Annotated in this window: 10 protein-coding genes; 5 read left to right on the top strand and 5 right to left on the bottom strand. The window is 72.3% G+C overall.

The annotated features are described in order from the left end of the window. Positions 1-61 precede the first annotated feature (61 nt). From G6W55_RS04430 to G6W55_RS04420, 3 genes are read right to left on the bottom strand one after another with little or no spacing between them, the layout of a single operon-like run. Positions 62-832: an SDR family NAD(P)-dependent oxidoreductase gene (locus tag G6W55_RS04430; protein WP_175519436.1), complete on the bottom strand. Its 771-nt coding sequence runs from the start codon at positions 830-832 to the stop codon at positions 62-64. 48 nt (positions 833-880) lie between these two features. Then, positions 881-1,801: a TIGR03619 family F420-dependent LLM class oxidoreductase gene (locus G6W55_RS04425; protein WP_175519435.1), complete on the bottom strand. Its 921-nt coding sequence runs from the start codon at positions 1,799-1,801 to the stop codon at positions 881-883. Continuing rightward, entirely contained in the window at positions 1,798-3,054 is a 1,257-nt protein-coding gene (locus tag G6W55_RS04420; protein WP_175519434.1) for an amidohydrolase family protein, read from the bottom strand. Before G6W55_RS04420 ends, G6W55_RS04425 begins: the two co-directional genes overlap by 4 nt. Positions 3,055-3,271: 217 nt before the next feature. On the opposite strand from G6W55_RS04420, the gene G6W55_RS04415 reads away from it, so the two are divergent. Together G6W55_RS04415 and G6W55_RS04410 are read left to right on the top strand one after the other, a co-directional pair. Further along, on the top strand, positions 3,272-6,289 hold the full coding sequence (locus G6W55_RS04415; protein WP_175519433.1) for a BTAD domain-containing putative transcriptional regulator: 3,018 nt from the start codon (positions 3,272-3,274) through the stop codon (positions 6,287-6,289). A 192-nt stretch (positions 6,290-6,481) separates the two neighbouring features. Continuing rightward, complete coding sequence (locus G6W55_RS04410; RefSeq protein ID WP_175519432.1) at positions 6,482-6,673, top strand: hypothetical protein; 192 nt, start codon at positions 6,482-6,484, stop codon at positions 6,671-6,673. Positions 6,674-6,769: 96 nt separating this feature from the next. On the opposite strand, the gene argG is transcribed toward G6W55_RS04410, so the two are convergent. Continuing rightward, on the bottom strand, positions 6,770-8,224 hold the full coding sequence (argG, locus tag G6W55_RS04405; RefSeq protein WP_175519431.1) for an argininosuccinate synthase: 1,455 nt from the start codon (positions 8,222-8,224) through the stop codon (positions 6,770-6,772). A 63-nt stretch (positions 8,225-8,287) separates the two neighbouring features. Beyond that, positions 8,288-9,904, bottom strand: a complete 1,617-nt coding sequence (locus G6W55_RS04400; RefSeq protein ID WP_175519430.1) for a FadD3 family acyl-CoA ligase — start codon at positions 9,902-9,904, stop codon at positions 8,288-8,290. A gap of 99 nt (positions 9,905-10,003) precedes the next feature. Between G6W55_RS04400 and G6W55_RS04395 the strand changes: the two genes are divergently transcribed. Genes G6W55_RS04395 through G6W55_RS04385 form a run of 3 tightly spaced genes read left to right on the top strand, consistent with a single transcriptional unit; the run spans position 10,004 to position 12,351 of the window. After that, a complete protein-coding gene (locus G6W55_RS04395; RefSeq protein WP_175519429.1) occupies positions 10,004-11,161 on the top strand; it encodes a lipid-transfer protein in 1,158 nt (385 codons plus the stop codon). Positions 11,162-11,164: 3 nt separating this feature from the next. Beyond that, positions 11,165-11,581 (top strand): Zn-ribbon domain-containing OB-fold protein, encoded by a 417-nt coding sequence (locus G6W55_RS04390; RefSeq protein WP_175519428.1) that lies wholly within the window; start codon positions 11,165-11,167, stop codon positions 11,579-11,581. Then, a complete protein-coding gene (locus G6W55_RS04385) occupies positions 11,578-12,351 on the top strand; it encodes an enoyl-CoA hydratase/isomerase family protein (RefSeq protein ID WP_175519427.1) in 774 nt (257 codons plus the stop codon). The genes G6W55_RS04390 and G6W55_RS04385 overlap by 4 nt, the downstream gene beginning before the upstream one ends. Positions 12,352-12,356: the final 5 nt, after the last annotated feature.

The raw sequence follows: 12,356 nt of genomic DNA, 5'->3' as shown, positions 1-12,356 counted from the left end.
ATTAACTGACGATCCGTCAGAACTCCTCGACGGTCAATAGCTGACGGCTCGTCAGGTTACGTCAGATGATGGACACGCCCGCCAGCCAGCCCCCGTCGATCACGAACGGCTGCCCGGTGATGTACGAGGAGTCGTCCGAGGTGAGGAAGAGCGCCAGCCGGGCCACCTCCCGCGGTCTGCCGATCCGGCCGAGCGGCACCAGCTTGCGGTAGAGCCCGTCCAGCGCCCGGCCGGTCTCCTCCGGGTCGGCGTCCGGGTCGAGGAGGGACGGGTTGGACATCGCGGTGTCGATGGCGCCGGGGCAGACCGCGTTGACCCGGATCCTCCGGGGCGCCAGCTCCAGCGCGGCGACCCGGGTAAGCCCGAGCACGGCGTGCTTGCTGGCCGCGTAGGCGCCCACGGCCGCCATCCCGGTGAGACCGGTGTAGGAGGCGGTGTTGACGATCGTGCCGCCGTCGGTCAGCTCCGGCGCGACGGTCCTGATCCCCAGGAAACAGCCGACCTGGTTCACCTGGACGACCTGGAGGAACTCGTCGAGGGGCGTGTCCACGAGGGCGTTGAAGCGCAGGATCCCCGCGTTGTTGACGAGCCCGTCGAGCCGGCCGTACGCCTCCTTGGCGGCCCGTACGGCGGCGGTCCACTGTTCCTCGCGGCCGACGTCGAGATGGACGTAGAGCGCGCCGATCTCCTCGGCGAGGGCCGTGCCGGGGCCGTCGAGGACGTCCGCGACGACGACCTCGGCGCCCTCCTCCCGGAACAGCCGCGCCTCCTGCTCGCCCTGGCCGCGCGCGGCGCCGGTGACGAGGACGACCCGTCCGTCGAGCTTGCCCATGCGGTGCTCCTTCGGTCAGAGGTGCGGTTGGTGTACCAGGGGGCTCGGTCAGAGGTGCGGGGCGACCTCGGTGCCGAACGCGGCGATCTGGTCCGTGAGTTCGGCCAGGTCGCGGCTGCGGAAGCGGACCTGGATCTGGTCGACGCCCATCGCGGCGTAGGCGCGCAGCGATTCGGCGAGGGCCTGCGCGGGGCCGGTGAGGGTGCGGCGGCCGACGTCCCAGGCGGGGGTGCCGACGTACAGCGGCTCGGTGAGGGCGCCGACGGTGAGGGGGCGGGTGATCCCGGCGTCCTCGCGCAGCCGCCGCAGCCGCTCGATCTGGGCGGGCAGCCGGTCCCTGGGGTCGCCCTGGGGCAGCCAGCCGTCGCCCTTGAGCGCGGCCCGGCGGACGGCCGCGGGCGAGGACCCGCCGACCCACAGCGGGACCCGGTCCTGGGCGGGCCGGGGGCGCTGTCCGAGCCCCTCGAAGTCGAACCGTTTCCCGTGGTGGGCCGGGTACTCCTCCGGTCCGAGCGCGGCCCGCAGCGCGTCGATCGTCTCGTCCAGGACGGCGCCCCGCCGCTCGAAGTCGACCCCGAGGACCTCGAACTCTTCCCTGACGTGCCCGGCGCCGACCCCGAGGATCAGCCGGCCACCGCTGAGATGGTCGAGGGTGGCGTACTGCTTGGCGGTGAGGAGGGGGTGGCGCAGGCCGACGACGGCGACATGGGCCAACAGCCGGACGCGCTCGGTCACGGCGGCCAGGTGGGCGAGGGTGGCCACGGGGTCGTACCAGACGGTGCTCATCGCGCCCGCGAGCCGGCGCGGGATCGCCACGTGGTCGCAGACGGCGATGTACGCGAACCCGGCCCGGTCGGCGGCCCGCGCGACCGCCACCAGCTCGGCCGCGCCCGCGTCGGCCTCCCAGGGCTCGGCGTAGATCGTGGACTGGGACTGGACGGGGAGCTGGATGCCGTGCGCGAGGCTCACCGCGGGCTCCACAGGCCGTCGGGGGTGAGTCCGAGCAGGTCGATGGCGTTGCCGCGGACGATCCGTTCGACCACGTCCGGGGCCAGGTGGCCCATCTGGGCCTCGCCGACCTCGCGGGACTTCGGCCAGGTGGAGTCGGAGTGCGGGTAGTCGGTCTCGTACAGGACGTTGCCGACGCCGATCGCGTCCAGGTTGCGGAGCCCGAAGGCGTCGTCGAAGAAGCAGCCGTAGACGTGGTCGGCGAAGGTCTCGGACGGCGGGCGGTGGACCTTGTCGGCGACGCCGCCCCAGCCGCGGTTCTCCTCCCAGACGACGTCGGCGCGCTCCAGGATGTAGGGGATCCACCCGATCTGACCCTCGGCGTACATCACCTTCAGGTCGGGGAAGCGTTCGAACTTGCCGCTCATCAGCCAGTCGACCATCGAGAAGCAGCAGTTGGCGAAGGTGATGGTGGAGCCGACGGCGGGCGGGGCGTCCGCGGAGGTGGACGGCATACGGCTGCTGGAGCCGATGTGCATGGCGACGACCGTGCCGGTCTCGGCGCAGGCCGCGAGGAAGGGGTCCCAGTAGTCGGTGTGCACGGACGGCAGGCCGAGGTGCGGGGGTATCTCGGAGAAGGCGACCGCCCGCACCCCGCGGGCCGCGTTGCGCCGCACCTCCGCCGCGGCCAACTCGGCGTCCCACAGGGGGATCAGGGTGAGCGGGATCAGCCGGCCGCGCGCCTCGGGGCCGCACCACTCCTCCACCATCCAGTCGTTGTAGGCGCGCACGCAGAGCAGGCCCAGCTCGTGGTCGGCGGCCTCGGTGAAGGTCTGCCCGCAGAACCGCGGGAAGGTGGGGAAGCAGACGGCGGACTGGACGTGGTTGACGTCCATGTCGGCGAGCCGGGAGGGGACGTCGTAGGAGCCGGGGCGCATCTGCTCGTAGGTGATGACCTCCAGCTTGATCTCGTCGCGGTCGAAGCCGACGGCGGTGTCCAGGCGGGTGAGGGGGCGGTGCAGGTCCTCGTAGACCCACCAGTCGCCGACCGGTCCGTCGTCGCCGGGCTCGCCCATGACGGGCTTGAACCGGCCGCCGAGGAAGGTCATCTCCTTCAGCGGCGCGCGGACGATCCGGGGGCCGGTGTCCAGGAACTTCTTCGGCAGGCGGTCCTGCCAGACGGTCGGGGGTTCGACGGTGTGGTCGTCGACGGAGATGATCGCGGGGAGGGGGGTGGTGGGGGTCCGGGGTGTCGATTCGGCTGAGGTCTCCATGGTGGGCACGGTAGCGCTGATCTGACGGATCGTCAGCTAACGTACGCGCCGAGCTGTGGGCCGAGGGGGACCGGGGTGGGCCGAAGTGGGCCGCCCGCTTGTGAGGGGCATGTGAACCGTGTGCGCAGCGGCGGCGTCCGGAACCTCGGGAGGCTGACGGTTCCGCCCGGAGAGGGCAAACTGACCTAGTAGTGCAGAAGCTTGTTAGGGGAGCCTGATGGACGACCGTGGAGGACACGGCGGCCCGCGTGTGCCGAGGCAGTGGCGTCCCGGCCCCTCCGGGGAGCCGGCGGCGCTCCGCTTCGACGTACTCGGACCGGTGCGCGCGCGGCGCGGCGAGGAGCCGCTCGCCACCGGCTCCCCCCAGCAACGCGCCTTGCTGGCAGCCCTGTTGCTGCGCGAGGGCCGGACGGCGACGGCGGCCGAGCTGATCGACGCGCTGTGGGGCGAGGACCCGCCGTCGCAGGCGCTGGCGGCGGTGCGGACGTACGCCTCGCGGCTGCGGAAGGTGCTGGACCAGGGTGTCCTGGTGAGCGAGTCCGGCGGGTACGCGGTGCGCGGACTGGGCGACGGCGCGCTTGACCTGACCGTCGCTCAGGAGTGGTCGGCACAGGCGGAGAAGGCGCGCGGCACGGGTGATCTGACCCTGGCCCGGGACCTGTTGAACCGCGCCCTCGCCCTCTGGGACGGCGAGGCGCTGGCCGGCGTACCCGGCCCGTACGCGGAGGCCCAGCGGGTCCGCCTTGAGGAGTGGCGGCTCGGCCTGCTGGAGTCCCGGCTGGACATGGACCTGGAGCAGGGCTGCCACGCGGAGGCCGTCTCCGAGCTGACGGCGCTGACGGCGGCGTATCCGCTGCGCGAGCGGCTGCGGGAGCTGCTGATGCTGGCGCTGTACCGGGCCGGCCGGCAGGCCGAGGCGCTGGCGGTCTACGCCGACACCCGGCGGCTGCTCGCGGAGGAGCTGGGGGTGGATCCGCGGGCGGGACTGCGGGAGTTGCAGCGCAGGATCCTCCAGGCCGACCCGGAGCTGGCCGAACCGTCGGCCCCGGCGGCGCAGCCTGCGGTGGCGCCGGTACGGCCCGCGCAACTCCCGGCGAACGTACCGGACTTCACCGGCCGGACGGCGTTCGTGAAGGAGCTGAGCGAAGTGCTGGCCGGGGCGTCGGGAAGCGGCGGCGGTCGTCGTGGCGAGGGCGACGCCGGCCGGGTGATGGCGGTGTCGGCGCTGGCCGGGATCGGCGGGGTCGGCAAGACGACGCTGGCCGTGCATGTGGCGCACCGGGCCCGACCGGCTTTCCCCGACGGGCAGTTGTACGTCGATCTCCAGGGCGCGGGCGCGCGGGCGGCCGACCCGGAGACGGTCCTCGGCTCCTTCCTGCGGGCGCTCGGCACCGCGGACTCGGCGATCCCGGACTCGCTGGAGGACCGGGCGGCGCTGTACCGGTCGGTGCTGGACGGGCGACGGGTCCTGGTGCTGCTGGACAACGCGCGGGACGCGGCGCAGGTACGGCCGCTGCTGCCGGGCACCGAGGGGTGTGCGGCGCTCGTCACCTCGCGGGTGCGGATGGTGGGTCTGGCGGGCGCGCATCTCGTCGACCTGGACGTGATGTCGCCGGACGAGGCGATCGCGCTGTTCACCCGCATCGTCGGCGAGGAGCGGGTCGGCTCGGAGCGGAAGGCGGCGCTGGACGTGGTCGCGGCCTGCGGTTTCCTGCCGCTGGCCATCCGGATCGCGGCGTCACGGCTGGCGGCCCGGCGGACCTGGACGGTGTCCGTGCTGGCGGCGAAGCTCGCGGACGAACGGCGCCGGCTGGACGAACTCCAGGCCGGGGACCTCGCGGTGAAGGCCACCTTCGAGCTGGGCTACGGGCAGTTGGAGCCGGGCCAGGCGCGGGCGTTCCGGCTGCTGGGCCTCGCCGACGGCCCGGACATCTCCCTCGCGGCGGCCGCGGCGGTCCTCGACCTGCCCCCGGAGGACACCGAGGACCTGCTGGAGTCCCTGGTCGACACGTCCCTCCTGGAGTCCGCCGCCCCCGGCCGCTACCGCTTCCACGACCTGGTCCGCCTCTACGCCCGAGCCTGCGCCGACCGCGACGAACGCCCTCCGGGCGAACGAACGGCGGCCCTGTCCCGCCTGCTGGACTTTTACCTGGCGACGGCGGCGGGGGTGTACGCGATCGAGCGGCCGGGGGACCGGCTGGTGGACCATCTGGAGGCGACCGAGTATCCGGGGCTGACCTTCGCGAACGGGTCCGCCGCCCTGGACTGGCTGTACAGCGAGGCGGCGGCGTTGCTGGCCTGTGTGCGGCAGGCGGCGGGCACGGACCGGCTGCGGCGCGCGGTCGACCTGCTGTGGGCGTCCGGCGACCTGGCCGAGTCGGGCGCCAACTCCCATCAGTACGAGGCGACCGCCATGGTGATGTGCGACGCCACCCGCGCGGCCGGCGATCCACGGGCCGAAGGCCGGGCGCACAACGCGCTGACCAGCGTGCTGCTCGTGTCCGGCCGCATCCAGCGGGCCGCACGCGAGTCACGCCTTGCGATGGAGCGCGCCACGGCCGCCGGTGACACGACCGCCGCGAGCTGGGCCGCCCAGGACCGGGGTCTCGCCGCTCTCCACCAGCGCCAGTACGCCGACGGCAAGGCCTTCTTCGACCAGGCCATCGAGGGCTTCCGGGCCACCGACAACGGACTGTGCGAAGCGGCGGCCCTGTGCAACCTCTCACGGGCCCATATGGGCCTCGGCAACATGGAGAAGGCCGTCGACTTCGCCCAGCAGGGACTCGCCGTGCACATCGAGGTCGGCAGCACCGTACGGCTGGCCAACGCCTACTACGCCCTGGGGGTCGCGCTGACCGCGGCCGGCCGGGACGCGGAGGCCCTCGCCCAGTTCTCCGAGGCCCTGACGATCTTCGCCGAGCACCGGCAGCGGCTCTGGGTGGGGACCACCCACTTCAGAATCGCGCACGCGCATCTGTCCGCGCGGCGCCCGGCCAAGGCGGCCCAGCACGCGGAACAGGCACTCGCCATGGGGTGCATCGGCGGCGACCGGATGCGCGGGAACGTCCTCACCCTGCTCGGGCGCGCCCTGTCCGGGCTGGACCAGCCCGACCGGGCCGCCGCATGCTGGCAGGAGGCGTTGCATCTCCACGAGGAGAACGGGGCGCCCGAGGCGGACGAGGTGCGGGCCCTGCTCGCCGACGGCACCAAGTCGCGCTGTTCCCAGGGCGAGTGAGGGCCGTTCAGCGTTTGTTTATCGGCGCCCGGCATGCTCATACGTGTCACACCGTCGCGTCGGGGGGCAGACGGTCTGACCAGGAGCCCGACCGGTTAGGGTGCGGCTCCGAACGCCCGTCCAGTAGCCCACGGGGGAGCCGCTGGACGGGCGTTCCTCACTCATCAGCACCGCAGTCAAGGAGCCCATCCCATGAGCGACGAGAAGACTCCGACCGAGGCCGTCCCCGCGACGGACACCGCCGACGCCCAGCCGGCCGACGCCGACGCCGGCACCCAGGGCACCGACGCCCGGACCGGTGACGCCCAGCCGGAGGACGGCGCCGTCACGACTCTCGACCACTACATGCCGGCCCCGCCGGCCCTGGGCCGGGACGGCAAGTAGCGCCCGCCCGCGCGGAGTACGAGAAGGCCGCCCCCGACGCGATACGCGTGTCCGGGGCGGCCTTCTTCGTACGACCCGTGCGACCTGTACGACGGTTCAGTCCGTGCCGAATTCCATCGCCGCCCTGTCCAGCAGCGCGTCGTCCTCGTCGACCTCGCCCCGGGAGGCGATGGCCTCGGCGCCGCCCCGGGGCATGTCCGGCATGGTGCCGATGAGGCCCGTCGCGGCGGCCTGGGCCGCGCCGATCGCCGGGCTGCCGGTGCCGATCAGGCCGAGGCCGGCGTACTGCTCCAGCTTGGCGCGCGAGTCCGCGATGTCGAGGTTGCGCATGGTGAGCTGGCCGATCCGGTCCAGCGGGCCGAACGCGGAGTCCTCGGTGCGCTCCATCGACAGCTTGTCGGGGTGGTAGCTGAACGCCGGGCCCGCAGTGTCGAGGACCGAGTAGTCCTCGCCGCGCCGCAGCCGCAGAGTGACCTCGCCGGTGACGGCCGCGCCGACCCACCGCTGGAGGGACTCGCGGATCATCAGCGCCTGCGGGTCCAGCCAGCGGCCCTCGTACATCAGACGGCCGAGACGCCGGCCCTCGTTGTGGTACTGGGCGAGGGTGTCCTCGTTGTGGATGGCGTTGACCAGCCGCTCGTAGGCCGCGTGCAGCAGGGCCATGCCGGGCGCCTCGTAGATGCCGCGGCTCTTCGCCTCGATGATGCGGTTCTCGATCTGGTCGGACATGCCCAGGCCGTGCCGGCCGCCGATGGCGTTGGCCTCCATGACCAGGTCGACCGGCGAGGCGAACTCCTTGCCGTTGATCGTCACGGGCCGGCCCTGCTCGAAGCCGATGGTGACGTCCTCGGCGGCGATCTCGACCGACGGGTCCCAGAACCGCACGCCCATGATCGGCTCGACGGTCTCGACCCCGGTGTCGAGGTGCTCCAGCGTCTTCGCCTCGTGGGTGGCGCCCCAGATGTTGGCGTCCGTGGAGTACGCCTTCTCCGTGCTGTCGCGGTACGGCAGCTCATGGGCGAGCAGCCACTCCGACATCTCCTTGCGGCCGCCCAGCTCGGTCACGAAGTCCGCGTCCAGCCAGGGCTTGTAGATCCGCAGGTGCGGGTTGGCGAGCAGACCGTAGCGGTAGAACCGCTCGATGTCGTTGCCCTTGAACGTCGAGCCGTCGCCCCAGATCTGGACGTCGTCCTCCAGCATCGCCCGCACCAGCAGCGTGCCGGTGACGGCACGGCCGAGCGGGGTGGTGTTGAAGTACGCCCGCCCGCCCGAGCGGATGTGGAACGCGCCGCAGGTGAGCGCGGCCAGGCCCTCCTCGACCAGAGCCGCGCGGCAGTCGACCAGGCGCGCGATCTCGGCACCGTAGGTCTTCGCGCGGCCGGGCACGGAGGCGATGTCGGGCTCGTCGTACTGGCCGATGTCGGCGGTGTAGGTGCACGGGATCGCGCCCTTGTCGCGCATCCAGGCGACGGCGACCGAGGTGTCGAGACCGCCGGAGAAGGCGATACCGACGCGTTCCCCCGTGGGCAGGGAGGTGAGGACCTTGGACATAGGAAGAGTATGCACCACAACGCATGGTCATGCAAAGCGTCATGCGAAACCTTGCACGGAGCCTTATACGGAGCCCTGCGCCGAGCCGCTTCCGGTGACCCGCCCTCCGCGCAACTCCCCCTTCACCACCTTCCCGCTCGCGTTCCTCGGCAGCGCGCCCACGAACTCCACCTCCCGCGGCACCTTGTAGTTCGCCATCTCGCGCCGCGCCCAGGCGATCAGATCGTCCCCGGTGAGCACCGACCCCCGGCGCCGCACCACGTACGCCCGCCCCACCTCACCGAGCCGCGCGTCCGGTACGCCGACGACGGCGACGTCACTCACATCGGGATGCAGGCCGAGGAGCTGCTCTATCTCCGCCGGGTACGCGTTGAAGCCGCCGACGATGTACATGTCCTTGATCCGGTCGGTGATCCGCAGGTTGCCCGCCTCGTCCAGCACCCCCACGTCCCCGGTGCGCAGCCAGCCGTCCGGCGTGAGGACCTCGGCCGTGGCCGCCTCGTCCTCGTAGTAGCCGCGCATCACGTTGAACCCGCGGACCAGCACCTCCCCCGGCTCCCCCGGGGACGCCGCCACCCGCACCTCGACACCCGGGATCGCGCGGCCCGACGTGGACGCGATCACCGTCGGATCGTCGCCGCGCCGGCACATCGTGACGATGCCGCTCGCCTCCGACAGCCCGTACGCCGTCAGGACCGTGTCCACGCCCAGCTCGCTGCGCAGCCGCTCGACCAGCCGCAACGGCACCACCGCCGCGCCGGTCACCACCAGCCGCAGCGCCGACAGGTCGTGGGCGTCGCGCGAGGCGTGGTCCAGGAGGGCCTGGTGGAGCGTGGGCGGGCCGGGCAGCACGGAGACGCGCTCCGCCGCCAGGTTCGCGAGGACCGTGTCCACGTTGAACACCGGCTGCGGGATCATCGTCGCGCCCCGCGTCAGACAGGCGATCACACCGGCCTTGTAGCCGAAGGTGTGGAAGAAGGGGTTCACGATCAGATAGCGGTCGCCGCGCTCCAGACCCGCCAGCTCGCTCCAGATCGCGTAACCGCGCAGGGTCTGCGCGTGGGTGATGACCGCGCCCTTCGGTCGGCCCGTCGTACCCGAGGTGAAGACGATGTCCGACGGCCAGTCCGCCCGGACCGCGTCCGCCCGCACCCGGACCTCCGCCCCGCTCACCCCCTCCCCGCTCGCCAGGAAGTCCTTCCAGGTACGGAAGTCGACGGGGGCGTCGTCGGAGAGAACGACGACCTGCTTGAGCGCGGGGAGCCCGGGAAGGGGACCACCCGGGGCGGGGGCTGAGGCACCCGCGCCCGCCGCCCTCCTCAGGGAAGCCACGTACGACGTACCGAGGAAGGTCCCGGTAACGAAGAGCAGCCCCGCCCCGCTGCGCCGCAGCACGTCCGCCGCCTCCGTCCCCTTGAAGCGGGTGTTCAGCGGCACCAGGACCGCGCCCGCCGAGACCGCGCCCAGCGCCGCGACCATCCAGTCCAGCGAGTTGGGCGCCCAGATGCCGACCCGGTCGCCCGGCGCGACGCCGTTCGCGAGGCACGCGGCCGCCGCGCGTTCGACGCGGACGCCGAGTTCGGCGTACGAGATCCGGGTACGGCCCTCCACCACGGCCTCGGTGTCCGCGTACCGTTCCGCGGCCCACCGGACGAGGGCCGGAATGCTCTCCCACTCCATCGCAGCCTCCACTCCACCCCGGTAGCTGACTGACCGTCAGATTAACGCTAACCTGACGGCCTGTCAGCTCGCCCGTCCGTCTGCGGAGGTGTGCGCACGGTGACCGGAGGACCAGGCGTCAAGGACGCCACAGCGATCGTCGGCATCGGCCAGACGCCCTTCGCCAAGAGGCTCCCCGAGGACGAGAGGACGCTCGCCTGCCGTGCCGTCCTCGCCGCCCTGGACGACGCCGGGATCGCCCCCGGCGAGGTCGACGCGCTCGCCTCCTACACCATGGAGGAGACCGACGAGGTCGAGCTGGCCAAGGCCGTCGGCCTCGGTGACCTCACCTTCTTCAGCAAGACCGGCTTCGGCGGCGGCGGTTCCTGTGCGACGGTCGCCCATCTGGCCGCCGCGATCGCCGCGGGCCAGGCCACGGTGGGCGTCGCCTGGCGCTCCCGCAAGCGCGGCAGCGGCCCCCGCCCCTGGACCAACACCATCGCCCAACTCCCCACCCCGGCCCAGTGGACGCGCCCCTTCGGCCTGCTCCGCCCCGCCGACGAGATAGCGATGCTCGCCCGCCGCTATATGCACGAGTACGGCGCGACCCGCGACCACCTCTTCAACGTCGCCCTCGCCTGCCGCAACCGGGCCAACCAGAACCCGGCCGCGATCATGTACGACCGCCCGCTCACCCGCGAGATGTACATGACCTCCCGCTGGATCAGCGAACCGCTCTGCCTCTACGACAACTGCCTCGAAACCGATGGCGCGTTGGCCTGCGTGATCGTCTCCGCCGAACGCGCCCGCGACTGCCGCCGCCGTCCCGTGTACGTCCACTCCGCCGCGCAGGGGCTGCCCGCCCAGCACCACGGCATGGTCAACTACTGGAACGACGACCCGCTCACCGGCCCGTCCTGGACCGCCGCCCGACACCTTTGGAAACACGCCGACTTCACGCCCGCGGACGTCGATGTGGCCCAGATCTACGACGCGTTCACCCCGCTCGTCCCGCTCTCCCTGGAGGGCTACGGCTTCTGCGGCCGGGGCGAGGGCGGCGCCTTCACCGAGGGCGGCGCGCTGGAGATCGGCGGACGGCTGCCGGTCAACACGGGCGGGGGCGGGCTCAGCGAGGCGTACGTCCACGGCTTCAACCTGATCAACGAGGGCGTCAAGCAGTTGCGCGGCACCGCCACCGCCCAGGTCCCGGGCGCCGCGACCTGCCTCGTCACCGCCGGCGAAGGCGTCCCCACCTCCGCCCTGCTGCTGAGGAGCTGACCCGTGCTGAGTCCCGTCACCGACGCCGACGGCGCCCCCTTCTGGCGGTACGCCGCCCAGGGCGAACTCCGCGTCCAGACCTGCGCCGACTGCGCCGAACCCCGCTTCCCGCCCCGCCCCTGCTGCCCCCACTGCCAGTCCTTCACGAGCGAGTGGCGACGGGTCTCGGGCCGAGGCCGCATCTGGTCCTACGTCGTCCCGCACCCCCCTCTCCTCCCCGACTACGCCGCGCAGGCCCCGTACAACGTGATCGTCGTCGAACTCACCGACGCGCCCCGCATCCGCCTGATCGGCAACCTGGTCACACGGGCGGGAGCACCCCTCAACTCCTTCCCACCGGACCGCATCCGCATCGGCGCCCGAGTCCAGGCGGTCTTCGATGACGAGGGGTTGCCGCGCTGGATCCTGGAGCGGCCATGAGCATCCGCGTGACCACAGACAAGAACACAGGCGTGGCGATCGTCACCCTGAACCGCCCGGCGCGCCTGAACGCGATGGACACGGCGACGGCGGACGAACTCCGCGCCACCTGGCAGGAGTTACGCCACGACGACACGACACGGGCGGTGGTCCTCACGGGCACGGGCACCCGAGCCTTCACCACCGGCCTGGACCGCGACACGACGGTCCCCCAGCCCAACTCCCCTTTCATGCAGGACGATCCCCTCCTCACCGTGGGCCCGAAGGCGAACGACCTGTGGAAACCGGTGATCGCCGCCGTGGAGGGCATGGCCTGCGGGGGCGCCTTCTACCTCCTCGGCGAGTGCGAGTTCATCGTCGCCGGCGCCGGGGCGGTGTTCTTCGACCCGCACACCACGTACGGCATGGTCAGCGCGTACGAGTCGATCCTCCTGGCCCACCGCATGCCGTACGGCGAGGCGGCCCGCCTGATGCTCATGGGCACGAGGGAACGCCTGTCGGCGGAACGGGCGTACGCGATGGGCCTGGTCAGCGAACTCACGGAGGTGGGCGGGGCGTTGTCCGCGGCGACGGCTTGCGCGACGACGCTCGCGGCATATCCCTCCACGGCGGTCCAGGGCACGGTAAGGGCCCTCTGGACGGCAACGGAGGCAACCCGCACAGCGGCCTTCTCCCACGCCCCCCACCTCATCACCCTGGGCAACCTGCCGCCGGCCGAGCAGAAAGAACTCTTCACGAACCGCCCGCCGCAGCAACCCCGAATCCGCTGAGGGTG

Source organism: Streptomyces sp. CAI-85, from assembly GCF_013363615.1.
Taxonomy (GTDB): Bacteria; Actinomycetota; Actinomycetes; order Streptomycetales; family Streptomycetaceae; genus Streptomyces; species Streptomyces antibioticus_B.
Note: the sequence above shows the minus strand (reverse complement) of the source record. Positions and strands in the feature narration are given on the sequence as shown.

Excerpts from the sequence above, each read along its gene's own strand:
- G6W55_RS04385 (WP_175519427.1), top strand. The coding sequence starts at position 11,578 with ATGAGCATCCGCGTGACCACAGACAAGAACACAGGCGTGGCGATCGTC.
- G6W55_RS04430 (WP_175519436.1), bottom strand. The coding sequence starts at position 832 with ATGGGCAAGCTCGACGGACGGGTCGTCCTCGTCACCGGCGCCGCGCGC.
- argG (WP_175519431.1), bottom strand. The coding sequence starts at position 8,224 with ATGTCCAAGGTCCTCACCTCCCTGCCCACGGGGGAACGCGTCGGTATC.
- G6W55_RS04415 (WP_175519433.1), top strand. The coding sequence starts at position 3,272 with ATGGACGACCGTGGAGGACACGGCGGCCCGCGTGTGCCGAGGCAGTGG.
- G6W55_RS04400 (WP_175519430.1), bottom strand. The coding sequence starts at position 9,904 with ATGGAGTGGGAGAGCATTCCGGCCCTCGTCCGGTGGGCCGCGGAACGG.
- G6W55_RS04420 (WP_175519434.1), bottom strand. The coding sequence starts at position 3,054 with ATGGAGACCTCAGCCGAATCGACACCCCGGACCCCCACCACCCCCCTC.
- G6W55_RS04410 (WP_175519432.1), top strand. The coding sequence starts at position 6,482 with ATGAGCGACGAGAAGACTCCGACCGAGGCCGTCCCCGCGACGGACACC.